We start from the raw sequence: 25649 nt of genomic DNA, 5'->3' as shown, positions 1-25649 counted from the left end.
GCATTTTATAGTGTTAGTAAATACCAATAAATGTATAGGGTGTACTTTATGTAAACAAGACTGTATAGTAAATGATATAGTGATGATTAACGGAAAGTCTCATATAAAAAATGAAACTTGTGTAAAATGTGGACATTGTATTGCAATTTGCCCTGTAAAGGCTATATCTTCTGATGATGAAAAAGAATACTCAATGAGTGAAGTAAAAGAATACAATGATAAAGAATTTTTAGTAAATTCAGATGTGTTAATGAACTTCATGAAATTTAGAAGAAGCGTTAGGTTATTTTCAAAAAAAGATGTTGAAGAAGCAAAGATAGATAAAATAATTGAAGCAGGAAAGTTCACTCAAACTAGCGGAAATCTGCAAGATGTTTCATATGTTATTGTAAAAGACAAAATACAAGAGCTTAGAAAAATGGTCCTACAAACTTTAAATAGTCAAGCTTATAATTTATTATCTGATGAAAATACTCCAACTCAAATTAGGATGTATGCTAATATGTGGAAGGATATGCATAAAAATTTTGTAGAAAATCCTGATGGAGAAGATAAGCTGTTCTCCAAAGCTCCGCTATTAATAGTAATAAAATCAAATAACATTGTAAATGGAGCTTTAGCAGCATCAAAAATGGAACTTATGATAAATGCTCTAGGGCTTGGAACATATTTTAGTGGCTTCTTATCAAGAGCTGTAAAATTTAATCCTGAAATAGGTAAGTTTCTTCAGATAGGAGATAACGAAGAGCTAGTTGCATGTATGGTAATTGGTTACCCAAAAGTACATTATAAAAGAACAGTTCCAAGAAAAGATGTAAATATAACAAGATTGTAATTTTAAATTTTTTTAATTATATGTAAAAAATAAACCATAATCAATATATTATTGGATTGACTATGGTTTACTTTTTAGTTCATTTGGACTGTGGATATGGTTGTGCTATTAATTACTCATTTTTCACATTTATTCTATACCTAATAAAATAAATTCTATATTATTTGATACTAAGCCTGCATTACTAATATTTAAAATCTAAAAGCTTATTTTTTAATTGATCTTCAATATTTCTTAATTCTATTTCAGCTTCCCTACGTTTTTCACGTCCTTCTGTTTGTATATTAAGTATTTCATCAAGAGTTGAAATCAATGATTCATTAGTAGCTCTAAGTGTTTCAATATCAACAATTCCTCTTTCAGATTCTTTTGCAGTTTCTATAGTTGAAGTTTTTAATATTTCTGCATTTTTTCGTAAAAGTTCATTTGTCATATCTGTTACTTCTCTTTGAACTTTGGCAGCATCAGCAGCATGAGCAACTCCAAGTGATAACACTATTTGACTTTTCCAAAGTGGAATAGTATTTATAATTGTAGATTGTATTTTTTCAGACATTAATGTATCATTATTTTGAATTAAACGAATTTGAGGAGCCATTTGCAAAGAAATCATTTTAGTTAATTCTAAATCGTGAATTTTCTTTTCAAAGCGATTACAAAGAGCAATAAAATCATTTAATTCTTGAGCATCCTGAGGATTACCACTTTTTTTTGCTTTTTCTTGTAATTTAGGAAGTTCTTCTTTTTCTAATTTTTGAAGTTTCTTTTTCCCAGCTAAGATATACATATAAAGCTCTTTAAAATATACTTTATTTATTTCATACATTTTATCTAGCATAGCAATATCTTTTAAAAGTTTTATTTGATGATTTTCAAGAACATTGCACATTTTATTTATATTACTCTCTACATTTTCATAATTTACTTTCATTTGAGAAATCTTATCTTTACCTTTTTTAAAGAAACCGAAAATTCCTTTTTTTTCTTCACAATCTTCAAAGTTCTTTAACTCAAGAACTACGCTAGACAGTATTTCTCCAATCTCACCTAAATCTTTAGTTTTCACATCATTTAATGCTGACTGTGAAAAATCAGAAATTTTCTTTTGAGCACCTACACCATATTGTAAAATAGAATTTGAATTGCTTATCTCTATTTTATCTACAAATTGATCTACCATTTTCTTTTCTTCTTCTGTCAGTTGGATTTCATCAATTATTTTTTCTTCTACCTTTTCTTCTTTTACCACTTTTAAATCAGGAACTTCCTCCCCAAATGGTTGGAAAGTTAATTCTGGTTTTATATCAACATACTTTTCTTTGAATTCATCACTCATCTTTAATGCCTCCCTTTTTGTTCAAAACTTACTTTTTAAAATTCGCTTTGCTTAAGCTACTGCGTGGGCGCCCCACTTCATATAGTCAACGATATATCCTAGTTACCACTTTAAACCACTGTGTGGGCGCTATGCAATTTCGGATAAATCCGTTACTTAAAATCTTCTTCTGATAATCCTTCTTGTTTAAATAATGTTTTAAGAACAGAAATATCTGTAGAAATATCTAAAACAACATCTTCATATAAATCATCTAATAAATTTTCAAAAGCATTATTAATAAGATCAACACTCTTTTCAATTTCAATTTTAGCATTTTTTATATTATCACCTTGAACTACTTGATTATTTAACTCTTTATATGAATTAATTAATTTTATAGTAATCGGAAGATAATGATTTACAAATTTATTAACTTCTTGTGTTTTTTTAGGATTTTTTTCAACATAATTAAGGATTTGATCCCCAATGTTTACTAATTTATCTAACTTTATAGATATTTCTTCTCTATAAAGCTCATTTCTTACAGTTTTTATTTGTTCAATATAATTTCTTCCTATTTTTATAGTAGATTCTATCTCTTCTTTTCCTGAATTATCTATTTCTTCTTTTAATTTTTCCTTATTACTTTCTTTAGCTATTTGTTCTTTTTTTAAATTTAAATAATCACCATATACTTCATCATTTAACATGAAATAAGTTTTTTCTTCATCTATATGTCCTTCTAAAAACATACCTAAATCAATCATTTTACGTAGGTCTTTAAGTACAAAACTCTTTTTTTCTTTAGCAAATCTCGCTAAATCCTCAATTAAGAAATAACTATTATCATCAATAAATCTTACATACTTCTTAAAGCGCTTTACTCTTTTTCTTAAATTTATTCCTTTTAATAATAAAGCTACACTTCCTACAAAAAATAAAACTAAAACTCCCAAAACAACTTGGCTACCTACAATAAAACCACTAAATAGTGAATTTGCTATTAGAAATAGTGCTACTGAAGAACCATAAATTATACTTCCGCTGGCTCCAAATACTATACAAAGTATTCCCGATATACTTCCAGCTGGTCTTTTACTAATGTATTTAGATATATCATTTTTAGATTTTTTATTTAAACCAATATATTTTTCACTATATTCATCAAACTTTGATCTAAATTGATTTATGGTTTCTTCAGTTTTATCGTTAATATCTCTTTTCAAATTAGCAATATCTATTGCTTTAAGTGCATTGCTAACTGTAGACATGATTTGATCTTCTAAATTAGAAAAATCCTTTTTATTCATTATGTTGCCTCCAGATTATTTTTCTTATTATTAACATAAATCTAGATATATACTATAACCTTATGATAATATTTTAATTTTATTATATATTATAATTTAGCTAATTGTAACCGCTAACTTAAAAATACTTTTGAAGCCATTTTTAATTGCTATTTTTAGTACAATAATCAATAAAATCTTGTTTAGTCTTGAATACAAGTAGTGTATAAATTGAAAACTCAAAAGACTTAGACCCCTTCTTTTAGGGTCTAAGCCTTTTGAGTTTTTGCTGTTATATAGGATTAATCTTCAAAATATCCTTTTGGATATAGTGGGAATCTTGAGATTAAATTTCTTGCTTGAACTCTACATTCGTTTAAAACTTCTTCATTATCTATGTTATCTGCAACTTTTTCCATAATGTCAGCTATCTCAGCTATTTCAGCATTACCAAATCCTCTCTCTGAAACTGCTGTAAGTCCTATACGAACACCACTTGTTACAAATGGACTTTCTGGATCATCTGGAATAGTGTTTTTATTAACTGTTATACCTATAGACTCAAGAGCTTGATCAAACTGTTTACCAGTTATTTTTTTAGGTCTTAAATCAACAAGTACTATATGATTGTCTGTACCACCACTTATTATTCTAAATCCTCTTTGTTCTAATTCTTTTGCTAAGTATTTAGCATTGTCTAAAACTCTTTGCATTGTTGCAATAAATTCCGGTTCTCTTACTCTTTTAAACATATTAGCTTTAGCTGCAATACCGTTTATTTGTATAGAGCCTAGTGTTCCTGGGAAAGTTGCTTTATTTAATGCTTTTGCATATTTTTCTTTACACATTACAAACCCACCTCTAGGACCACAAATTGTTTTTGAGCAAGAAGATGTGGCAAAATCTGCGTAAGGTATAGGTGAGGGAATAACTCCCGCTCCAATAAGTCCTGATATATGAGCCATATCTACCATTAAATATGCTCCTACTTTATCAGCAATTTCTCTCATTCTTTCATAATCTATAAGTCTAGGGTATGCACTTGCTCCTGCTATTATCATTTTAGGTTTAAATTCTAATGCCTTAGCTTCCACTTCATCATAATTTATTCTTTCAGTTTCTATATCTACACCATAGTGTTCATATTTATATATTTTACTTACAAAGTTTGCTGGTGAACCATGTGTTAAATGTCCTCCATGATCTAATCTCATGGCAAGTATTTTGTCCCCTGGTTCAAGAACAGCGTTAAATACTGTATAGTTTGCAGTTGCTCCTGAGTAAGCTTGAACATTTACATATTCACAACCAAAAGCTTCTTTTGCTCTTTCAATACATAAGTTTTCAACTTCATCTGCAAACTCTGAACCTGCTTGATATCTTTTTCCTGGAAGACCTTCTTCTGTTTTATTTACAAATACACTTCCCATAAGTTCTAGGATTTCTGTTGGTGCAGAACTTTCTGATGCTATCATTTCTATATTATATTTTTGTCTTTCTAATTCTTTCTCTACTATTGAGTATAATTTTGGATCTGTTATTTTTGTAGTTTTTAACATAATTCTTTCCCCCCTTAAATTTCTAATTTATCCTAATTTTATTGTACTTTTAGTATTTTTCAACTAAATATTTTTCTCAATCCAATATGCAATATTTTTAAGTAAACAAATTCTCTTATTGCTATAACAATGATCTGTATTTATTAACATCTCAGTAAGATTATTTTTATTGTGTTTTAATATTTCTTTTATTAAAGGCTCATGATAAAGTTTATATAATCCTATAGTATCTTTTTTTGCTCCAATTATTAATAATTTTTCATTAGCTAACTCTTCGCTTTTGTTTGCTAATTTCCACTCTGAATAATTTTCCATTATTTCATAAATCAATTTATTGGAACATGTTCCACTTAAAGGATCTTGCCCTCCTATAAACAATTCAATTATTTTTTGAACTTCTTCTTGATTATTATTTTTTATATTTTCACCTGCAAGGCCAAGATCAAAAGGACTTATGGCAACTGACATTTTTATTCTATTATCCATGCAATTACTTAATGCTAAAAATCCACCTACACTATGTCCAATTAATATCAAGTTATCTATATCAATATTAAACTGTTCTATATTCTTTTTATCAGTAATAAAGTCTATGGCTGAGGTAACATCTTCTAAACAATTAGTAAAAGAATAGCTTCCCTGACTTGACCAACATCCTCTATAATGAAAAGTTAAAACATTTAATCCTATTCTTCTAAGCCCCTGTGCTAAGTCTAAGTTTTCTTCATAACCTGGAAATCCATGTAATAATATTGCTGTAGGATGTTTCTCTCTTCCTTGTGCTGTAAACATGGTTCCAAGTAAGTTACAACCTTTACTTACTATTTTTATGCTAAATAAATCTGGCAAAAATTCTTCTACTTCTTCCCTATCTTCCAATAGATATTTCAAATTTATACTCACATAAACCACCTCTATTTATTTAAAGTTGTTTTTTTTTACCAAAACCATATTCTTCTTTATTAAAAAACTCTTTGCATAATGTAGCTATTGAACCACTAAGCACCAATAAACTTATTAAGTTTGGTATTGCCATTAATCCATTTACTGTATCTGCAAGTAGCATTAATGAGTTAAATTGGAATAAAGCTCCTACAAATGCACATACTACCCAAAGTATTCTATAAGGTATTATAGCTTTTGTTCCGAAAATAAATTCTATGGCTGTTTCTCCATACCAAGACCACCCAAGTAATGTAGAAAATGCAAATAATGTTACGCATATACTTACGACTACTCCACCTAAGTTACCTAAACCTGATGCAAATGCTTGATTTGTCATAGCTGCACCTTCTGCTCCACTTGTCCATGCACCTGACATCAAAATTACTAAAGCAGTTATGGTACATACAACTATAGTATCTATAAATACTTCCATAATTCCATATAAACCTTGTCTACAAGGATGATCTACTGTAGCTGTGGCATGTATCATTGGTGAACTACCTATACCAGCTTCATTTGAGAATATCCCCCTAGCAACTCCAAATCTTAATGCTTCTTTTAAGGTTGCTCCTACAAATCCTCCAAATGCTGCTTGACCTGAAAATGCACTAGTAAAAATTAATTTAAATGTAGGTATAATTTGTTGATAATTACAACATATAACTACTAATGCACCCATTATATAAATTAATCCCATGATAGGAGTAATAATACTAGTAACTTTTGATAACCTTTTTACACCACCAAATATAACTATAAATGTTAATACTGCAAGAATTGCACCTGTAACAACAGGCTTAACACCATAAACACTAAGTGCACTTGCAACGGAGTTTGATTGAACCATATTACAACTTATAAGACCTACAAATGCTGTTATTAATGCAAAGAAAACTCCCGCCCATTTGCAATTTAACCCATTTTTTAAAACATACATTGGTCCACCACGCCAAACACCATTTTCATCTTTTTCTCTATATTTCATAGAAAGTGTTATCTCACTAAATTTTGTAGCCATACCAAATATTGCTGAAACCCACATCCAAAAGATTGCTCCTGGTCCACCTACTCCAATAGCAGATGCTATACCAACAATATTTCCTACACCTATACAAGAAGATAAAGCTGTTGCTAAAGCTTGAAAAGATTTTATTTCTCCTTCTCCTTTTCCTTGTGATGGTGTAAATATTTTGCCTACCAATTCTTTAAAAGCAGTTGTAAAATATCTAAATTGAACAAATCCCAATTTAAATGTTAGAAAAATACCTGTCCCAACTAATAATGTAATCATATATGGTCCCCAAAGAATACCACTTAGCCAATTTAAGAAATCTGTCATGTTACTCCCCTCCTCTTGTTAATGCTATCTTAATCTTTAAAATATAAAATTAATTATTATATTATTCCACTAGATGATAGAACAATCTGAGCAACAAATGCTGAACCTACAAATGTTCCTAACATTACGAAACATGCCACAACTATTCCTCTCCAGCCAATACGTTTAAGATCCACCCAGTTTTTAGACATGGATACACCTGCAAAACCTAAGATACAAGTAGCAAGAGCTAACATATTTATTTTTTCAACGTGCATATTTACAAATTGAGAAACAGGAGATATAGGACAGGCAACTATAACACCTATAATACTAATCCATACAACAGCTGGACAATTTATAGGAATTATATATGTCAAAAGACTACCAGATAGAGCTATTGCAAATAAAATCAACATACCTGGTATTGATTCCATAATTGAAATTTTGTATCCTATGCTGTTTCCAAAAATACTAATAACTGATACTAACAACATAATTGATACTAATTCTATAAATATACTTATATTTAACTTCTTATTCATTTTCTTGGACCTCCTCAACTAGCTTAATTTCAGCTTTACTTTTTCTTCCTATAATAGGTTCCAATTTTTTATACAAAAAGTTACATAATGGATAAGCAATAAATATAGTTACAAATATTCCATCTGCAGTAGACAGAGTATTACTCATACCTGCATATGCAGAAATCTCTGTAGCCATTTGAGGGAAGGTTTCCATTAAAGGAGCAACTGATGCAGCCATCATACTTCCACTTCCTACGCCACACGCCATTGCTAAAGATAGAGGATGGAATGGTGTAGCAGTAGCAAGAAAACTAGCTAATGCTCCTAAGAAAATTGACCCTACCAATGTTCCTACAACATATGTAATCATTATTCCGCGTCCTTCTGGAGAGTTCATTCCACATTTTTCTGCTATATATGCAATATTCGGCTCACGTCCTATGGAATGTGTCATACCAACAGCTTCTCTTTTAAATCCAAATAATAATGCTATTGGTAATGCTAAAAATATAGTTCCTAAGTTACCAAGTTCTTGTAATATAAGTGCTGGCCCTGCTAATATAACACTTTCTATTGCTGCTCCGCTGTTAACTCCTACTTTTGCACAAAATACAGCTATTCCTATAACAACAATCTTATCTGATATATCACAGTCTTCCTTTGAACCTATTATTTTGATGGGTTTTAATAAAGCTAATATTAGACAAATAATCATGCAATACAATAAAGGTAAAAACATAATACTTCCAGATGCTATTGGTATTTTTATAACACCTATTTTTTCACTAATTAGTGTTATTATAAAGACTACTAATATCATCTTCCAACATCTAATTATATTTTTAATATTACTTTCACTCATTTCATCACCCTTTTCTTTTATATTTGGGAACTTTTATTTTTTAACATATAATTAATAGCACTTTGGGCTAACACATTTGATCCTACTAGCAAAGAGTCTGTGTCTGCCACAAATCTTGAGTTATGCCATTGATTAACATATCCTTTTTCCTTATTTCCAACACCTAGCCAATAGAAAAATCCTGGTTTATTTTCAGTAAATATGGAAAAATCCTCTCCACCAGTTGTTGGCACTGGGTCAAATATAGCATCTTTACCATAAGTTTGTTCTACTGTTTCACATGCTAAATCATACATATCTTTTTCATTTATTACTGCAGGTAAATCATATCTATAAGTAACTTTACCTGTTGCACCATATCCTGCAGCTATGCCTTCTACTTTTTTACTTAATATTTCTGGCATATTTTTTCTTATTTCTTTATCAAAAGTTCTTACAGTACCACTCATATGAATATGTTCACTTATTACATTATTTGCTGTTCCACCATTTATAGTTCCAATAGAAACTACTACAGAATCTATAGGGCTTATGTTTCTACTAACAATACTTTGTATCCCTTGAATTACTCCACTTGTTGCAACAATAGGGTCGATAGTTCTTTGAGGAATACCTCCATGACCACCTTTGCCATAAATATCTATCCAAATTGTGTCTACAGCTGCCATAAGACCACCTAGTTTTACACCTACTTTTCCTACTGGTACGTCTGGATGATTATGAAGCCCAAATATTACATCTACATCATCCATCACACCTGCTTTGACAAGCATTTTTGCTCCTTCATTTTTTTCTTCAGCAATTTGAAATATAAATTTTATATTTCCATGTAGTTGGTCTTTTAGCTCTGATAGAATCATGGCTGCACCAGCTAAACATGTTGTATGAACATCATGACCACAAGCATGCATTACTCCATCTACTTTTGACTTATAATCTAAGTCAGTTTCTTCTACTATGGGAAGTGCATCGATATCTCCTCTTAGAGCTACTGTTGGTCCACTATATTTTCCTTTTAATAAACCAACTACACCTGTTTCCATTCCCATGTCTAAAATTTCAATATCAAGTGATTTTAATAAATCCTTAATTTTACTTGTTGTTCTAAATTCTTTAAAACTTAATTCAGGATTCATATGCAAATCCTTAAAAAATTCTAAAAGCTTATCTTTATATCTTTGAGAAAAATCCATCACATCCAGCATAAAATTCCTCCTTCTAAGATTTCAAATCTTGTTTCATTTTTTATATTTAAATAAATCTTATATAAATATATTTCTATATCTAATTTAATTATAGATAATATATAATAGCCATAATAGTACATTAAAATGACTTTAATTATCAAAATTTTCAATTAAATCAAAATATGTTTATAATACCTTAACATGCAAAAAAAGATATATATTCAAATAACTAAAAAATTATCTGAATATATATCTTTTTTAAAATTTAAATTTCATGATTCTTTTAGGTCTACCAGCACCGTCTGGAAATTGTTTACCAACTATATCAATATAATTACATTCTTCCAATCTGTTCAACATTCTATTCGTTGATCTAATAGAAATACCACAGTATTTAGATAATTCACTTGTTGTAAAACAGTCTATTTTATATTTGTCTACCACATTATAAATTTTTAATATTTTATTTATATTTAAATTAGTTTTTGTTGCTATTTCTAATATTTTTTCGTCTATCTTCTCTTTCTTTTTTCTTTTAACATTATTAATAGGTCCTACACTAATACCATCTTCATATACTACATATGCAGTATTTTCATCATATTTTTTTGCTTTAATCATTGCTATATTAGAATTGTATTTAGCTTCAATTGCTGTTTTACCATAACCTATACCTATTGATACAATATGTAGTGATTTTTGCGAAATCCAATCTAATATGCTTATTTCTTTAAAGTTATTTGTTTTTCTTTCAATAATTTCTTTTGTAGTAAAAAGCAAGTATGTATTAAAACTTACTTCAACAATTGTAGCCTCAATATCTCTTCCAAATTCATAAACTATATCACTTACCTTGTTCTTCTCTCTTATATAATAATACTCATTTTTACTTATCAGAGAATATTCACTAGGCAAATCTATTTCTATAAACATTGAAACAAGTTGACTATTTTTATTAACTTTAGCTGTATATTTTAAATACAGCCTTTCAAATGAATCCATTATTACACTTTCTGTAGGTATTGCCATGTAATTTTTTATATTCATATTTTTTAATTCATTATTAACTTTACTTAAGGCTGTAACAATACATACATTTTTATTTTCCTTTAAATTTTTTTTATGAAATTCAAGTGCTTCTTCATTTAAATTTCTATAATTTTCTAAATTCAGTTCATATAACTTTATATTTGTATCATTTAGATTTACTCCAACCATATCAAAGATTTGCTTTAGGTTTGATTTTGAATATGTATCAATACTTAAATCTTTTATATTTTCATTAAAATATTGCGCTTGAAATAGAGCATTCAAAAGAGAACTTTCATGCAATTGAAAATACTCCCACATTACTTCTTCTTTTATATTTTGTTTTGCTAAATAATAGCTTATTATACCTGCAAACATAATTCCATCGTATTTACTTTGTATTTTGTTTAAAATATCTAACACTTCTATATAATCATTATAGATATATATTTTTAATTCTATAGAATCCATTTGAGTTTTAACAATAGGTTCAACTTTACTTGCAATAGAATCAGGTGCTAATAGTGCAACTTTCATAAACATCAATCCTCTCAAAATCAGCATTTTATATTGATTTTTGGCTTTTGCCGTATTTTTTTATCGATATATTGTATTAATTACATATTTTTTATAAAATCCCTCTATAATTTGTTAAATTTTTATTTTCTTGTTTTATTTTAAGGTTAATTGAGAATTTATAAACTTGATTATTCTTATTTAAGTATAATTATTATATAATACTAATATATCATGAAGTTGGCTACTATAGTATAAAGATGACATAAGGAGAGTAATGTATGAGTATTATTTGTACAAATTGTAAAGCACCTATTAGTGAGGATTTTATATTTTGCTGTAATTGTGGAGCTAAATTGGATCAAAATAATGTTAAAGAAAATGATAAAGCTCTTGGATTTTGTAACGCTAGAATGGGATTCAACAAAGGAGAATTACACATTTATAGAAATAGACTAGAGTTTATATGTAAAAATGGAATAGAAAAAATGTACTACTGTAATTTAAAAACAGTAAAAAAAAGTTTTGGAAGCATTGACTTAAAAACTATTGATGGTAAATATGAAACCTTGTCAGTGCAAGATAGAATGGATGAATTAGTAAAATTCTTAAATGAACAAATTATTTACTCTAAAGAAAATAGCCAAAACATAGAAGTAAACAAAGATACTACTATTAAGATTGATGAAAGTAACATTTATGAAAAAATTAGGAAACATTTAAAAGAAAAGGACGGTAAGGTTCATATTGTTATGATAAATAGCCAAATTGATTTTTCACGTGAAGAATTTGAGTGTTCTAGTAAGTATACAAATGAAATAGATCGTGTATTAAGTTCTATGCAAGATGAAGGGTACGAAATAATTGATGTGAAATATGACATAAGAAAAGACTCAGATGGACGATCATATTATGATTATTATCGTACGTTAATAATGTACAGGTAAAAATGTTGAATTGCTATTTTTCTATAAAAAGCAGCTAGGTTGGATATATCCCTAGCTGCTTCTTTGTCTGCTTAAAAGTTCTTTCTTTTTTATTTTAAATTTTTATAAAACTTATGTATAATAATCTATAAATAGTTGAAAAAAATATAAAACTAAGTAAAAAAACAGTAATATAATATTAATTAAAAAACAACTGGAGGTATTATGACTTTATTTTTTAATATTTTATTTGCATGGATAGCTCTAATATCAGGAATACTTCTAAGCATCATATGGCTATTGAGAATTGTACAAAAGAAAATACAAAAAGATCGCAATAATGAATTATTAATAAAAATAGATAAGTTTTTAAGAACAATAAATAAGTTTTTGAGGAAAAATCACATTAACTTAGGATATTTATTTTTATTATCATCATTTATTCATGGAATGCTTTCCTCATATTCAATCATAAGCTTTAATTATGGAACAATTGCTCTTATAATAGGTTTACTTTTATGGCACACATTTGTTGATAAGAAAAATATGGGAAAAGTGTGGATACAAAGACATAGAGAGTTAACTGCCTTGCTTATTATTATTACGGTATTACATATATTTGAAGTTGGAGGATTTGTGGGATTTGATAGAGTTATTAATAGTATTAAATCAGACTTCAGTCCTAACATAAGTACAAATGAAGGCAGTTCAAACAGTGATTACAAAGATGGTGTGTATGAAGGTACTGGCTATGGATATGGTCCAGACCTTAAAGTTTTAGTGACTATAAAAGATGGTATCATTGATGAGATTTCCATAGTTAGCCACAATGAAGTTGGCGAAAGATTTTATGAACCAGCTTTTGATTCTATTCCCGAAAAGATAATAGAAAATCAAACATATGATGTTGATGCAGTAAGTGGTTCAACTTATTCTTCAAAAGGTGTTATTGATGCTGTGAAAGATGCCTTGTTAAAAGCTAAAAAGTAAGATTAAAGTTATTTTTTACAATATTTCATTTTTTTCGCCTCACCTTTTCAATATATCTGTAAAGAATATATTGTTTGTATATTCTATTGTAAGGTGAGGCGAAAACTTCAAATTTTCGTAAATATACTCCTTAAATTTTAGGATTTAGGTTGTAAGTATACTTAACTAAAATTTAAATATATCTTTTATCCATTGAACTATGGTATTAATTAAATAAAATATTTAATGCTTGAACTTAAACTAATACGTTCAAAGTGATTTATTTTATGTTAAATTCTTTTTTGATTAATTTTACTGCATCTTTTATTAGTAATGATAAAGGTTTACCTTCTATCCCTACTATTTCTAAATTTTCTGGTACGAGTGGTAATAATATCTTAAATGCTTCACTATCACACACTGCCTCACTCATTCTACTTGTAACCTCTCCCATCATAGAGTTTGGCATAACTATAGATATGGGTGAAACAATTACATTAGCCTTTTTAGAAGATACTACTATGGCATTTTCACCCGTAGCACCTTTGTTAGCATGAGATTTCATCATAGCACTTGTAGCTATGGAGTTTGTCCCCAATGCATATATTTCTATATATGAAGGTAACTCTTCTCTAATAGCTTTAATCACTTGCGCACCTATTCCCCCAGCCATTCCATCGATCACTGCAACTACCATACTTACTCTCTCCCTAATTTTATTGTTTTTAAATTATTTATTTTCCTCTAAAATTATTTTGTGGTCAATTAATCTCATCTCTTTAATCGCCCCGTCTATAATTTTTTGATTTCCAAATAAATCAGTTAAATAAACCTTGTCTCCATCTGGATTTATATTTACTATATAGTCCATTATTTTTATTAACTCATTATTTTTTCCCATTATAAACGCTGATGATTCACACATATTATGCCTCCCTTAGTTATAAACTTTCTGAATTTAAGTATATAATTTAAATTTATACCAGTCAAATAATATACTTTTTATATCAAGTAATTTTAATACATTTTATCTATAATATATTATAATTTTTATAAGTTAATTTTCTCAAAAACACTTTACAAATATTGGAAAATGTTTTATTATATAGTTATACATAATAATTATATTATGAAAATATAAAAAAAGTCAGAAGGCTTAAACCTTCTGACTTTTTTTGTTTTTAACCCTTAGATGAAGTTAGCTTAGTTTTATCACACTAGTTTTTTTACATAATATTCTACTTTCCCCGAGTATGAATTATGTAGTTAAAAAGATGGCTTTGCCATCTTTTTTATTGTCTAAAACTTTCTTCTTATTTAAGGTTCTTTAGTACAATAATATACTTTTTCATATTTTTATCTTCCATAAATTAAATATGTTTATATAAAGAAAAGCTGTGATTTAATAAAATTATCAAATCACAGCTTTCCTATTTTAGGTTAAAGGTATAACTATACTTCTATTATTATAAGACTTTACTTCTACAGGTACCTTATATACCTCCTCAATATTTTCAGGAGACATTATCTCCATACCTCCATAACCGTATATTTTTCTATCTTTTAAAAACATAAATTTATCACAATACCTTAAAGCTAAATTTAAGTCATGTATTACAATAATTACAGATATATTATTTTCATGGGCAATTTCGTGAACTGTTTTTAATACATCCAATTGATTTTTTAAATCTAAATTACTTGTAGGTTCATCTAATAATAAAACTTTAGGTTGTTGTGCTAATGCTCTAGCCAGCATTACTTTTTGTAATTCTCCTCCACTAAGCTCATCTAAATATCTCAATGAAAAATCTTCTAATCCCATTCTTTTTATTATATCTTCAACTATTTCTATATCTTTTCTAGTTTCACTAACTTTTATATAAGGCTTTCTTCCAAGAAGTACTGCATCAAATACTGTAAATTTAGTTGCTTCATTTTTTTGCGCTACATAGGCTATCTTCTTTGCAATATCACCTTGTCTAAGCTTTAGTATATCTTCTTCTTCCACATAAACGCTACCATATTGAGGTGAAATAATTCTGTTTAAGCATTTTAACATTGTACTTTTTCCAGCTCCATTGTTGCCAAGTACTGCTATACACTCTCCACTTTCCACATCAAATTTTATATCATCTAGAATTTTAGCATTGTGCTTATATGAAAATTTTAAGGAATCAATTTTTAACATTATTTTTCAACTCCTTTAAATAAAATATATAAAAACAGAGGAGCACCCATAAAAGATGTTATAGTTCCTATTGGCAAAATTATTGGAGATATTACCATTCTTGCTATAGTATCACTAAATAATAATAAGAAAGCTCCTAATATTGCTGATGCAGGTATTAAATATCTATAGTCATTTCCTATAAACCTTCTCATAATATGAGGTGCTATTAATCCTATAAAGTTGATTATTCCAACAAAAGATACAATAACTGATGCAGTCAAAGAGCATATTATCATACCTACAATCCTCATGGCAGATACATTTACTCCTAAACCTTTTGCCGTTTGTTCACCACTTTCCAATGCATTATAATTCCATCGATTATAAAAGAAATACAAAAGAGCTACTGACGATATAACTGTAACTATTAATATTTCTGTCCAAGATGCTCTACCTAAATCTCCAAAGGTCCAAAATACTATAGCTGCAACTTGAACATCATTGGCAAAATACTGAATTAGAGCCGTTGCTCCAGAAAACAATGAACTTATGGCAACTCCTGCAAGCACCATAGTTTCAGGTGTTACTTTTTTAAATCTAGAAAGTATTAAAATAACTATTGTTGCTCCCATGGATCCTAAAAAAGCACAAATACTTGTCATATATGGATTACTAATTGCCACTGCATCTGCTGTATTACTTTGTATAGCTCCTGCTCCAAAATATACTATAGCTAGTGCAGCTCCAAATGCAGCCCCTTGAGATACTCCTAAAGTTGATGAAGATGCCAAAGGATTTTTTAATATACTTTGCATAACACATCCTGTAATAGCTAAACCTACTCCAGATACTACTGCCATAGCAACTCTAGGTAGTCTTATATTATACAAAAGCATATTACTTTGCTTGCTACCTTGTCCCAAAAGAGTTTTGATAACTTCTATTACAGGTAAATTTGATGATCCTACACTAATTGCATAAAGCCCCATTCCTATTGTAAGTAAAAGTGTAATAAGTAATATGAACCTTTTTTTATAAACATACTGATTATAATCACTTAGTACTTTATGCTGTTTCATTGCTAACATCTAATCACTCCCCAATAGTAATAGGTCCAAACCCTAATCCTTCTTTTACAAAATCACTATATAACTTTTTACCTAAGAATTTTTCGTATATTTCATCTGCTTTTTCTTCCACTTTTACATCTTTAAATTGCTCTGGATATATTATAGTTCCTGCATAGTAAGCATCTGCTATTGCAATTTCCACATTTGTTGTATACCAGTTATATGATGGTTGAGAATAAACTTTTTTGTTTTCTACAGCACTTAGTGAATTATAAAAATCAGGATTTTTCTTATAATCTTCATTTACTAATTTCATATTTGTAGGGTTTAAGAAAATTATATCTGGATCCCAAGTAGATACTTTTTCTAAATCTATTAATAAAGCTCCACTTTTTTTAGTTTCATCTACTACATTTTTAGCATTTATTGCATCAAAAGGAGGATATTTAGCATATGTTCCTTCAAATCCATGTTCTCCTCTAAAACTTACTGCTCCAGTATATACTGTTGGTTTATCTTCATCAGCTATATCCTTAGTTCTATCATTTAAATCTTTTTCTAATTCATCCATATATGTAACTAATTCATCTGCTCTATCTTGTTTTCCAATAACTTCTCCTATTAATTTTAGAGATTTATCCATATTCTCATCAAATATTCCATCATAAGAAACTGTAACTACTGGTATTCCAGTCTTTTTAGTTAAATCTTCTGCCATATCTTTATCATAAGCAGCTATTATAACATCTGGTTCTGCTTTTATTATTTCTTCCTGATATGCAACACTACCATTACTTCCACCTTCACCAACTACTGGCAACTTAGAAAGTTCTGGATAAACATAGCTGTAAGGTCTTGCTATATCTGTTTCACTTTCTAAATTTTCTACACCTACAACTTTATCTGTTCCCTGCATATAGCACACCATTCTCAAAGCTCCAGCACCTAAAGCTATAATAGAATCTGATTCACTTGGTATTTCTACTTCTCTCCCTAAAATATCTGTTACAGTTTTAGTTGTTGCCTCCTCTTTTTTTCCTTCGTCAGATGTTTGACTACATCCTGTAAGTACCAACATAAATATAAGCATTATTGGTAAAAAACGTTTTATAAATTTCATATTAATTCCCCCTCACATTTTTATTTTATTGCTTAATAAAACTATAATTATCTGCTATTATTTTGTTATTTATTAAAGCTACCAACTTCTCTTATTATTTCAAACTACCAGCCTCTGTTATATGGATTGAAGCAATCTTCACAAACTGTTTTGCCACCTTGTAAATGCATCTTATGCTCTGGCGCTTTTTCTTTACAACAGTCGCATTCTATACTTGTAAAAATACGAGCTTCCTCTGGTAAATCAAACTTTGGCACTGAAAAGTCAAATATTTCATCTATTGGTCCTTCTAAAATAAACTTTTGTTTAGCATCTCTATCCTCTACATTACTTACTCCTTTAAAATAAAGACGTAATTTTTCACCATTTTTTCTGTTGAAGAATGAAAATGCTTGTTTTCCTGTTCCTCTATAAATTAAATTTCCTTTTCCTATGGAGCATCCAAGTAATGATTGAATTGCATCTACTCCACAAGCATCATTTTCTGTAATACAAACTATTTCTTCATCTTTTGCACATGTAATACCCATTTTCTCCATTATCGCCTCACAAGCTCTTACTCCTATTGCAAGACCTGGACACTCATGTCCATGAAACTCCACTGCTTTTTCCCATAATTTTTTATCCATTTTATTTTCCTCCTATACTTGCCAATATAAAGTTGCTATAGTTGTGTTTACATCTTCACTAACTACTCCATCTTTGCTTATTGACTCTAAATATTTTTTTATAATTTCTTCTTCCTCTAGGGTAATATCTTTATATGATTTGACTCTATTTATATATAATTCAAAAGCTTCTTCAAGTGTTTTTTCCATATTCCAAACTTGTTTCTCATATTCTACCTTTGGTTCATACCCTTGTAACCATAGCATTTCAAATGCATAGGCTATATCCATATCACAACTTTCTTTATTATTATTTATACCTACTAGCTCTTTTACTTTTTCAGATACAGGATCGCTCCTTCTAGTCGGTTTACATAATACGCAGTATTTTTTACTAGCTTTTGATAGTTTTTCAAATGTTTCTGCACTATTTACTGCTGGAGTCATGTGAGCAAAAACTAAATCAAAATTATTTTCAAATCCTCTCTCATCTAAATCCATATCTGCCCAGTCTTCACAGTAAAATTCTATATTATTTATCTTATATTCTTCTTTATTGCTCTTTGCATTTTCAATCATCTTTGGTGATAAATCTATTCCTATAATTTTTTCACATAAATTTGATAAAGCAATAGAATATTTTCCAACTCCACACCCCACGTCTAACACTTTAAAATTAGATTTTATCATATTGTTATCTGATACCAGTTTTAAAAACTTACTACTTTCTACTGTGGGAACTACAAATTTGTTGAAGCTTCCTGCCATAGAATTCCATAAGTCAACACTTGCTTTTTTGTTAACACTATCATTTTTCCATAAATTACGAATATTATCTAACTGCATTTAACCCCTCCTCACAACAAAAAAGACGCTTTCAAATTAGCGTCTTCATAACAAATTTATTCAGCCTTCGGGCTAGATATTATTTTCTTATTAAATTTTAAAATTAACTTTTCAAAGTAATCTTACTTAATATTAATAGTAATCCAATTATCTTAGCTTATATGTTGCAAATGCAACACTTTTATAAATTATTTTGAGAAATTTGATGTTTTTTTAAGAAATTTAAGATAATATTTAAATTAATAAGATATTAAAATAAATAAGGTGGGTAATATAATGATTGATGTATATAAAGACATGAATACACTTACTAAACTTAATATTTTTTCAAAATTCCCTTTAGAACATTTGGAGCATCTTTTAAAGTGCTGTGGGGCATATTATAAATTCTATGATAAAAATCAAATTGTTTTTTTACAAGGAAATAAAGTAGACTCTCTATGCATAATAATTTCAGGAAGTGTCTCCATAGAAAAAATAGATATTTTAGGAAATAATACATATATGTTAGATATTTATGAAGGAAATTTCTTCGGTGAACAAATAGTTTTAGATAAACCATCCATAAGTCCATACACTTATAGATGTTCTAGTGACTGTAAAATTCTATGCCTCCCTTTTCATAAAAAATATAGCACTGATAATTGTAAGAATACTTGCGCTTGTAGGTTATTATTTAGAGAAAATCTTCTTAATGAGATTGTTGAAAACAATATGCTATTAATAAATAAACTAGAAATTTTATCAAAGAAAAATATTCGTGAAAAAATAATGACATTTTTAGCTTATGAATCTGAAAAATATAGTTCTAATAAAGTTAAAATACCTTTTAGTAAATCAAAATTTGCTGAATATTTAGGTGTAAACAGATCTTCTCTAATGAGAGAATTATCTAATATGAAAAATGAAGGTATTATTGAGCTAAACAATAAAACCTTTACAATTTTATAAAATTGTAGTGTCTATCTATGAGTAATTCATTGTAATATAATAATTAATTGTATATTCCTGTTGCTATAAATAAATTAAATATTTAGTCACTAGAAAAACTCTATTCTAACTATATAGCTAAAATAGAGTTTTTTATTTATACTAAATCTCCTACAACTTTTATTTTTATTCTTATGGCATTTCCAGGAAGATAAGCTAAAGGCACATCTTCAATAAATAATACAGATATACTATCAAGCTTGGCCCCTGCCATTTGAGCTTTTTTTATTGCTTCTTCTTTTACCTCGTTTATAGCATCTTCTCTTGATATTTTATCTAAACTATATACTTTTTCAACATCACCACTTACTTGACCAAGAGCTGCACCTATGGCATTGGCTGCATTATAATGTGGTGGTATAATTATATTTTTAACTCCTTGTAGTTTCTCTGGTACAATTATGCTTCCTCCACCAGTTAATACTAAGTCCACATCATCTTGATTAGTTTTCATTTGATCTATTAAGTCTTCAAGTGTAGTTTTAACTTTTTCTTGTATCAATTCACAATATTTTATATCTAAATCAGATACATTATTTATTTTATCACCAAAAGCTCTTCCTAATTTTGTAGCTACATCTGATAGAGTTAGTGTATTTCCTCCAAATACTAAGGCTTCTTCTGTTATCTTATAACCCACACTTTCTGGCCCTATTTTAAAAGAATTTATATCACCTTTTACACAAGTTCCTCCTGCCAGACCTATGGATATAATATCAGGCATTCTAAAGTTTGTATGTACTCCACCAACTTCTACTGCTATGGCTGATTCTCTTGGAAATCCATTTTGTAAAATACCTAAATCACTAGTTGTACCACCCACATCTAACACTACGGCATTTTTTACTTTAGATAAAAATGATGCTCCTCTTATGGAGTTTGTAACACCACATCCTATAGTAAATATAGGGTATTTAACTGTGTATTCTAAATTCATCAAAGTTCCATCATTTTGACTAAAATAAATTTGTGCATCTATATTTAATTGATGTAAAGATTTTTTTAATCCAAGGGAAACATCTTTTCCTACTTTTGATAGTGCCGAGTTTAAAATAGCTGCATTTTCTCTTTCTAAAATTCCCACATTTCCAATTTCATTAGATAGAGATATTGGAATATCCTCTCCTAAAACCTCTCTAACCCATTTGGCTACTTGTTTTTCTTGCTCATTATTTACTGGTGAAAATACACCACTTATAGCAACACTTTCTGCTTTTCCTTTTACTTTTTCACAAAATTCTACTACTTCATCTTTACATAATTCAGAGATTATTCTTCCATCAAATTCATATCCGCCTGATACTATTATGGAGTCTAATTCAACTTTTTGTCTTAAATCTTCTGGCCAATCAATAAACGGATTTATTGCAACTGTTGCTGGTTTTGCTATCCTTATCATAGCTACGTTATTTAATCTTTTTCTTTCTACTATTGCATTTGTACAATGAGTTGTTCCGAGCATAACATATTTTATTAAAGAAGAATCTATTTTACTTTCTTCTAAAACTTTTTTTAATGAGTTGTATATTCCACTTTCCACATCATCTGTAGTTGGCATTTTTACAGAATTAACTACATTTAAATCTTTATCTAATATACACGCATCTGTGTTTGTTCCTCCAACGTCAATTCCTATACGATACATTCCAAATATTCCTCCCACAAATTATTTTCCTTGAATTTTTTCTACTGGTACATAATCTACTTCATATCCAAAATATTTAGGTCCTGCTACTTCTAATCCTTTTTCACTTCTCCATTGATAATTACAAGGAAAAGCTACCACAACTACTCTTGAACCATATTTCATTCTTTCTGTAGTTATTGGAATACCTGTCTCTAAATCTAATACTGCTATTAAATCTGGCGTAGTACATAAGATTTCATCATCTTTCTTTGCAATTAAATGCTCATTTTGGAAAAGTATTGTATAATCTCCTGTGTATTCATTTATGCCTTTAAAATAAGCATGACCTCTTGTAAATCCACCTTTTAATTCTCTTTTTATATCAACTATTTTTCCTTCAAATAATTTATATCCTTTTAAGTCTTCTAACATTTTATTAATGCCTACTTGAGCATTAGATCTATTTTCCATTAAAGTTTTGCCTATATTTTCTGCTATGGTTAAGGTATTTTCTACGACAGCACTTTTTACTTGCTTTCCACTTAAGGCATAGTCAGACACAGAAGAACTTCCTCCCATTTCTATAGTTAATGTTCTAGCCAATCTTTCAGCCCAAATTCCATCCTTAGGATAAATTACTACTGTATTACCTTTTTCGTCTGCCATGGTTACTGGTGAACTTTTATATCCTGCCAAATAAAATGTAACCATTTGTGCTTCTGGGAAGGCTCTTCCCATAGCATCTGCATCTAATATTGGCAATCCTTTTTGAGCTGCCACTGCAATTGGCATTAATGAGTTTATCCCCCCTATTTCTATAGGGATAATAACATCAACTTTTTTATTTAATAATTCTTCCATCTTTTCCAGTGGAGCAGTTAATTCAACTTCAGAAAGAAGCTTTTCTATAGTAATAGTTGGTGCCCCCATTCCCGAAACAGGAACTACAAGGGCATCATCTTCTAATTCTTCAATAGATATAAGTTTAACTGGTCCATATTTTTTTATAGCTTGTTTGGCTAACAACTTTCCTACATATGGGTCACCTCCACCCCCTGTTCCTAATACAGCTGCTCCTATTGCAATCTTCTCTATACTTTCTTCTGTTAATAGTCTCATTATTTCACTCCTTATTTTGATAATTTACCTATTATTGCTTGTGCTATAAATCCTGTAATAAAACCATCTAGAGGTGATATTGTACTTAATGTAATAAACCCGTAAGTTGAAAGTGTTGTTATTACTATACCTATTACCCATGCTACTATAGATCGTGTAACTATAGGATTTACACTTGATTCATCTTCTATATTTTTAAAAGCCTTTTTAACTATATAGTACTCTGCTATGTATACCCCACCAACAGGTGCCACCACTATTCCTAATATATTTAAAAAATTTATAAACCCTTCATATATTCCTAAAACAGCTAATAATGTTGCTATTAAGCCTAAGATTATTGTTAATTTTTTCTGAGATATATTTTTAACTACTAAAGCAATACTCAATGCTGATGAATAAATATTACTTGTATTTGTTGTCCATTGAGCTAATGTTAAAACTATCATTCCTGGTATAGCCAATCCTAGTGCTAAGAATATATTCATTATTTCTGATGTTCCCATACATTTTACAAGAATTATGGAAACTATAATCATAAAACTATTTCCAAATAGAATTCCAAAGAAACTTGCTAATGTACAATCTTTTCTACTTTTTGCCCAACGGCTTATATCTGGTGATATTATTGCTCCAACAATTATTATACTTACAGCTAAAGAAACACCTTGCGCAAAAGTCATAGTTTGTTCCATATTAGCTTCTATAGTTGGAATGCCATTTGCTTTAAATCCTAAGAGTATTGTTAAAAACATAAGTGCTAATAATAATGGTACTGAATAAACACTTAACTTTTCCATTGCTCTATATCCATAAATAACTGTACTCATCATTAATAACCCACCAACTAGACTAAGAATTCTAACATCAATATTTATATTAAAATTATTGAATAACAAACTAGCATTTTCTGAGAAAAATCCAACTTGTACACCAAACCATCCAAGTAAAGATATACCTATGGCAAGAGAAAATATTTTTGCGCCTATATCTCCAAATACATATTTTGTTATCATTGATGTGGATAAGCTAGTAGACGAACCTACTAATGAGCATAATGTATACAAAATTGCTGACAAAAAAGAACCAACCACTACTGAAAGTATTGCTTTGTCCAGCGGCATACTATTTGCAAGTTCCGCTCCTAAAATTACAGATGATAAATCCACACCTATTGCAACTAATACACAAAATATGGATTTCCATCCACGTTTCATATCATCAGGAACTTGCTCTAATGCGTAATTTTCTACTGCTTGATTTTCCATAATAAACATCCCCTTTTGTGAATTTTAATTTAATAGTATCAATTATAACAGAAATTTTTGAAAATTCTTTTGTGCAAAAAATAAAAATAATCTTGTTTTTTTGTATAAAAAAACAAGATTATTTTTATTTCATTGAACCTATATATTTTTCTAGCTATTATTTTCTATCTATTATTTCGAATTCTTTTTATTGCTATTGCTATAGTCAATTGATTTATTGCTGGAAATTCAAATATATCACTTCCTATAGCTTCTTTAATTTTATTCAATCTATATTGAACTGTATTTTTATGTAGAAACATATTTTCTGAGGTTTCTATAATATTAGTATTGTAATCTATTAAATAAGACTCTAATGTTTCATATAAATTTTTATCGCTTTTTTCAACTTTATTTACTATTGATAAATAATATTGTATGTCACTTTCTCCGTCTTTTATTAAATTAATACATTGTTCTGTAAATAATAACTCATGTCTATTAAAATATTTTTTAGTTTTAAATATAAATTTTATTTCTTTCATTGTAAATGCACATAATTTATATGCACTTATTATATCTTCTAGAGAATTTAATTTATCTAGGTGTGATATAATTGGTCTCTCATAAATATCATCTATATATTCATATAATTTGTCTATTTCATCGCTTATTAAACTACTTTTCTTTGATATTAAAATAACAATTGAGTTTTTATATATTCCTATATAAGCCTTAATATTATTATCTTTATAAAACCTTCTGATTTTATCTAGTAATTCACCTTTTTTCAAAAATGACTCTTCTATATAAACATATCTCATATATCTAATATCTTCTGGATAATCATCTATATAAAAAGATAATCTGTGAAGTGACATTCGATCTTCATCTAAAATGGATTGTACAAATTCTGCATCTATTTCATGACTATTTTTTCTCCATGCATTTGCCTCTAGTTTCTTCTGAAAAATAAGCTGCATTACTTCATAAATCACATAAGAATACGGAATAGCATCTGTATTTTTAGGCATCATTATTATTGGAAAATCTAATTTATCAGCTAGTTCGCATACTTCTTTGGGTATTTCTTTTAGATAAATGCCAACATAAAATATTATCAGGCCAGAATCTCCTCCTTTTGCAAATAGCTCTACACATCTCAACATACTTTCTATATCATCATAGCATGATATAAATCCTGTAACTACTAACTCTCCCCCAAATCCTTTATAGCTATCACTATTTAAAATTGTTTTACTTGTTTCTAAAACTGATATTCCTAATACATTTTTGTTTAGTCCACCGCTGCCTGCTACTACAGTTGCCGCTGACATTATAGGTAGTTGTAAGCAGTCGTTTACTGTTATATTCATGCTTTATCCCCCCCTATTTATTACTAATTAACTTTTTGTAATTCATCACCTAGATAATACAAATAAACTTCAAATATTTGTTTATCTACTAGATAATTACAACCACTCATAGCGTCACCATACTGTACACCAAATACGTAGTACTTTGATACTCCCATTTATTTTACTCTATTTTACTTATAATCTATATTTT

25 protein-coding genes are annotated in these 25649 nt (G+C 28.7%); 4 read left to right on the top strand and 21 right to left on the bottom strand.

All coding sequences use genetic code 11. The annotated features are described in order from the left end of the window. Positions 1 to 10: 10 nt before the first annotated feature. Positions 11 to 835, top strand: a complete 825-nt coding sequence (locus QX51_RS02730; RefSeq protein WP_330376029.1) for a nitroreductase family protein — start codon at positions 11 to 13, stop codon at positions 833 to 835. 184 nt (positions 836 to 1019) lie between these two features. Here QX51_RS02730 and QX51_RS02725 read toward each other — a convergent pair whose 3' ends face one another. The 9 genes from QX51_RS02725 to QX51_RS02685 form a co-directional block, all read right to left on the bottom strand. Beyond that, positions 1020 to 2171 (bottom strand): toxic anion resistance protein, encoded by a 1152-nt coding sequence (locus tag QX51_RS02725; RefSeq protein ID WP_039678375.1) that lies wholly within the window; start codon positions 2169 to 2171, stop codon positions 1020 to 1022. Positions 2172 to 2323: 152 nt separating this feature from the next. Beyond that, the gene (locus QX51_RS02720; protein WP_039678374.1) at positions 2324 to 3463 is read right to left on the bottom strand and encodes a 5-bromo-4-chloroindolyl phosphate hydrolysis family protein; all 1140 of its coding nucleotides are present in this window, start codon (positions 3461 to 3463) and stop codon (positions 2324 to 2326) included. A gap of 281 nt (positions 3464 to 3744) precedes the next feature. Next, positions 3745 to 5001 (bottom strand): serine hydroxymethyltransferase, encoded by a 1257-nt coding sequence (locus QX51_RS02715; RefSeq protein WP_039678373.1) that lies wholly within the window; start codon positions 4999 to 5001, stop codon positions 3745 to 3747. A gap of 63 nt (positions 5002 to 5064) precedes the next feature. Further along, positions 5065 to 5904 carry an alpha/beta hydrolase family protein gene (locus QX51_RS02710; protein ID WP_039678372.1) on the bottom strand — a complete coding sequence of 280 codons (840 nt, stop codon included), beginning with the start codon at positions 5902 to 5904 and terminating at the stop codon, positions 5065 to 5067. 19 nt (positions 5905 to 5923) lie between these two features. After that, complete coding sequence (locus QX51_RS02705) at positions 5924 to 7285, bottom strand: alanine/glycine:cation symporter family protein (RefSeq protein ID WP_039678371.1); 1362 nt, start codon at positions 7283 to 7285, stop codon at positions 5924 to 5926. A 56-nt stretch (positions 7286 to 7341) separates the two neighbouring features. Further along, on the bottom strand, positions 7342 to 7809 hold the full coding sequence (locus QX51_RS02700; RefSeq protein ID WP_052232846.1) for a hypothetical protein: 468 nt from the start codon (positions 7807 to 7809) through the stop codon (positions 7342 to 7344). After that, positions 7802 to 8653, bottom strand: coding sequence for a DUF3100 domain-containing protein (locus QX51_RS02695; protein WP_079764723.1), 852 nt, complete (start codon positions 8651 to 8653; stop codon positions 7802 to 7804). Before QX51_RS02695 ends, QX51_RS02700 begins: the two co-directional genes overlap by 8 nt. 17 nt (positions 8654 to 8670) lie before the next feature. Next, complete coding sequence (locus QX51_RS02690) at positions 8671 to 9858, bottom strand: M20 metallopeptidase family protein (RefSeq protein ID WP_039678370.1); 1188 nt, start codon at positions 9856 to 9858, stop codon at positions 8671 to 8673. A gap of 240 nt (positions 9859 to 10098) precedes the next feature. Beyond that, entirely contained in the window at positions 10099 to 11406 is a 1308-nt protein-coding gene (locus QX51_RS02685) for a winged helix-turn-helix domain-containing protein (RefSeq protein ID WP_039678369.1), read from the bottom strand. Between the two features lie 260 nt (positions 11407 to 11666). Between QX51_RS02685 and QX51_RS19320 the strand changes: the two genes are divergently transcribed. Both QX51_RS19320 and QX51_RS02675 read left to right on the top strand, forming a co-directional pair. Continuing rightward, on the top strand, positions 11667 to 12332 hold the full coding sequence (locus QX51_RS19320) for a zinc ribbon domain-containing protein (protein WP_052232845.1): 666 nt from the start codon (positions 11667 to 11669) through the stop codon (positions 12330 to 12332). 204 nt (positions 12333 to 12536) lie between these two features. Continuing rightward, positions 12537 to 13301 (top strand): FMN-binding protein, encoded by a 765-nt coding sequence (locus QX51_RS02675; RefSeq protein ID WP_039678368.1) that lies wholly within the window; start codon positions 12537 to 12539, stop codon positions 13299 to 13301. Positions 13302 to 13560: 259 nt separating this feature from the next. Here QX51_RS02675 and QX51_RS02670 read toward each other — a convergent pair whose 3' ends face one another. The 7 genes from QX51_RS02670 to QX51_RS02640 all read right to left on the bottom strand — a co-directional run bounded on the left by QX51_RS02670 (position 13561) and on the right by QX51_RS02640 (position 19097). Then, a complete protein-coding gene (locus QX51_RS02670) occupies positions 13561 to 13977 on the bottom strand; it encodes a DUF3842 family protein (protein WP_039678367.1) in 417 nt (138 codons plus the stop codon). A 33-nt stretch (positions 13978 to 14010) separates the two neighbouring features. Beyond that, positions 14011 to 14205, bottom strand: a complete 195-nt coding sequence (locus QX51_RS02665) for a CooT family nickel-binding protein (protein ID WP_039678366.1) — start codon at positions 14203 to 14205, stop codon at positions 14011 to 14013. Between the two features lie 510 nt (positions 14206 to 14715). Continuing rightward, positions 14716 to 15471 (bottom strand): ABC transporter ATP-binding protein, encoded by a 756-nt coding sequence (locus QX51_RS02660; protein ID WP_200886375.1) that lies wholly within the window; start codon positions 15469 to 15471, stop codon positions 14716 to 14718. Next, positions 15471 to 16541, bottom strand: a complete 1071-nt coding sequence (locus QX51_RS02655) for a FecCD family ABC transporter permease (protein WP_242842682.1) — start codon at positions 16539 to 16541, stop codon at positions 15471 to 15473. The genes QX51_RS02660 and QX51_RS02655 overlap by 1 nt, the downstream gene beginning before the upstream one ends. A gap of 4 nt (positions 16542 to 16545) precedes the next feature. Beyond that, complete coding sequence (locus QX51_RS02650; RefSeq protein ID WP_242842681.1) at positions 16546 to 17643, bottom strand: iron ABC transporter substrate-binding protein; 1098 nt, start codon at positions 17641 to 17643, stop codon at positions 16546 to 16548. A 104-nt stretch (positions 17644 to 17747) separates the two neighbouring features. Next, entirely contained in the window at positions 17748 to 18272 is a 525-nt protein-coding gene (locus QX51_RS02645) for an FmdE family protein (RefSeq protein WP_039678364.1), read from the bottom strand. 12 nt (positions 18273 to 18284) lie between these two features. Next, positions 18285 to 19097: a class I SAM-dependent methyltransferase gene (locus tag QX51_RS02640; RefSeq protein ID WP_039678363.1), complete on the bottom strand. Its 813-nt coding sequence runs from the start codon at positions 19095 to 19097 to the stop codon at positions 18285 to 18287. A gap of 276 nt (positions 19098 to 19373) precedes the next feature. On the opposite strand from QX51_RS02640, the gene QX51_RS02635 reads away from it, so the two are divergent. Further along, positions 19374 to 20048 carry a Crp/Fnr family transcriptional regulator gene (locus QX51_RS02635; RefSeq protein WP_039678362.1) on the top strand — a complete coding sequence of 225 codons (675 nt, stop codon included), beginning with the start codon at positions 19374 to 19376 and terminating at the stop codon, positions 20046 to 20048. 136 nt (positions 20049 to 20184) lie between these two features. Here the strand turns inward: QX51_RS02635 and QX51_RS02630 are convergent, their stop codons facing one another. The 5 genes from QX51_RS02630 to QX51_RS21410 form a co-directional block, all read right to left on the bottom strand. Then, positions 20185 to 21732 carry a hydantoinase/oxoprolinase family protein gene (locus QX51_RS02630; protein WP_039678408.1) on the bottom strand — a complete coding sequence of 516 codons (1548 nt, stop codon included), beginning with the start codon at positions 21730 to 21732 and terminating at the stop codon, positions 20185 to 20187. A gap of 21 nt (positions 21733 to 21753) precedes the next feature. Further along, positions 21754 to 22833, bottom strand: coding sequence for an S-methyl thiohydantoin desulfurase family protein (locus QX51_RS02625; RefSeq protein WP_039678361.1), 1080 nt, complete (start codon positions 22831 to 22833; stop codon positions 21754 to 21756). A gap of 11 nt (positions 22834 to 22844) precedes the next feature. Next, complete coding sequence (locus QX51_RS02620) at positions 22845 to 24101, bottom strand: cytosine permease (RefSeq protein ID WP_039678360.1); 1257 nt, start codon at positions 24099 to 24101, stop codon at positions 22845 to 22847. A 164-nt stretch (positions 24102 to 24265) separates the two neighbouring features. Beyond that, entirely contained in the window at positions 24266 to 25456 is a 1191-nt protein-coding gene (locus QX51_RS02615; protein WP_039678359.1) for a PucR family transcriptional regulator, read from the bottom strand. A gap of 23 nt (positions 25457 to 25479) precedes the next feature. Beyond that, positions 25480 to 25614, bottom strand: coding sequence for a hypothetical protein (locus QX51_RS21410; RefSeq protein WP_257560608.1), 135 nt, complete (start codon positions 25612 to 25614; stop codon positions 25480 to 25482). Positions 25615 to 25649: the final 35 nt, after the last annotated feature.

Origin of the sequence: Terrisporobacter othiniensis (assembly GCF_000808015.1) — a bacterium.
GTDB lineage: Bacteria > Bacillota > Clostridia > Peptostreptococcales > Peptostreptococcaceae > Terrisporobacter > Terrisporobacter muris.
This window is presented reverse-complemented; position numbering and strand designations above follow the sequence as displayed.

Coding starts and splice junctions, on each gene's coding strand:
- QX51_RS02725 (WP_039678375.1), bottom strand. CDS start 2,171: ATGAGTGATGAATTCAAAGAAAAGTATGTTGATATAAAACCAGAATTA.
- QX51_RS02720 (WP_039678374.1), bottom strand. CDS start 3,463: ATGAATAAAAAGGATTTTTCTAATTTAGAAGATCAAATCATGTCTACA.
- QX51_RS02715 (WP_039678373.1), bottom strand. CDS start 5,001: ATGTTAAAAACTACAAAAATAACAGATCCAAAATTATACTCAATAGTA.
- QX51_RS02705 (WP_039678371.1), bottom strand. CDS start 7,285: ATGACAGATTTCTTAAATTGGCTAAGTGGTATTCTTTGGGGACCATAT.
- QX51_RS02700 (WP_052232846.1), bottom strand. CDS start 7,809: ATGAATAAGAAGTTAAATATAAGTATATTTATAGAATTAGTATCAATT.
- QX51_RS02695 (WP_079764723.1), bottom strand. CDS start 8,653: ATGAGTGAAAGTAATATTAAAAATATAATTAGATGTTGGAAGATGATA.
- QX51_RS02690 (WP_039678370.1), bottom strand. CDS start 9,858: ATGCTGGATGTGATGGATTTTTCTCAAAGATATAAAGATAAGCTTTTA.
- QX51_RS02685 (WP_039678369.1), bottom strand. CDS start 11,406: ATGAAAGTTGCACTATTAGCACCTGATTCTATTGCAAGTAAAGTTGAA.
- QX51_RS19320 (WP_052232845.1), top strand. CDS start 11,667: ATGAGTATTATTTGTACAAATTGTAAAGCACCTATTAGTGAGGATTTT.
- QX51_RS02675 (WP_039678368.1), top strand. CDS start 12,537: ATGACTTTATTTTTTAATATTTTATTTGCATGGATAGCTCTAATATCA.
- QX51_RS02670 (WP_039678367.1), bottom strand. CDS start 13,977: ATGGTAGTTGCAGTGATCGATGGAATGGCTGGGGGAATAGGTGCGCAA.
- QX51_RS02665 (WP_039678366.1), bottom strand. CDS start 14,205: ATGTGTGAATCATCAGCGTTTATAATGGGAAAAAATAATGAGTTAATA.
- QX51_RS02660 (WP_200886375.1), bottom strand. CDS start 15,471: ATGTTAAAAATTGATTCCTTAAAATTTTCATATAAGCACAATGCTAAA.
- QX51_RS02655 (WP_242842682.1), bottom strand. CDS start 16,541: ATGTTAGCAATGAAACAGCATAAAGTACTAAGTGATTATAATCAGTAT.
- QX51_RS02650 (WP_242842681.1), bottom strand. CDS start 17,643: ATGAAATTTATAAAACGTTTTTTACCAATAATGCTTATATTTATGTTG.
- QX51_RS02645 (WP_039678364.1), bottom strand. CDS start 18,272: ATGGATAAAAAATTATGGGAAAAAGCAGTGGAGTTTCATGGACATGAG.
- QX51_RS02640 (WP_039678363.1), bottom strand. CDS start 19,097: ATGCAGTTAGATAATATTCGTAATTTATGGAAAAATGATAGTGTTAAC.
- QX51_RS02635 (WP_039678362.1), top strand. CDS start 19,374: ATGATTGATGTATATAAAGACATGAATACACTTACTAAACTTAATATT.
- QX51_RS02630 (WP_039678408.1), bottom strand. CDS start 21,732: ATGTATCGTATAGGAATTGACGTTGGAGGAACAAACACAGATGCGTGT.
- QX51_RS02625 (WP_039678361.1), bottom strand. CDS start 22,833: ATGAGACTATTAACAGAAGAAAGTATAGAGAAGATTGCAATAGGAGCA.
- QX51_RS02620 (WP_039678360.1), bottom strand. CDS start 24,101: ATGGAAAATCAAGCAGTAGAAAATTACGCATTAGAGCAAGTTCCTGAT.
- QX51_RS02615 (WP_039678359.1), bottom strand. CDS start 25,456: ATGAATATAACAGTAAACGACTGCTTACAACTACCTATAATGTCAGCG.
- QX51_RS21410 (WP_257560608.1), bottom strand. CDS start 25,614: ATGGGAGTATCAAAGTACTACGTATTTGGTGTACAGTATGGTGACGCT.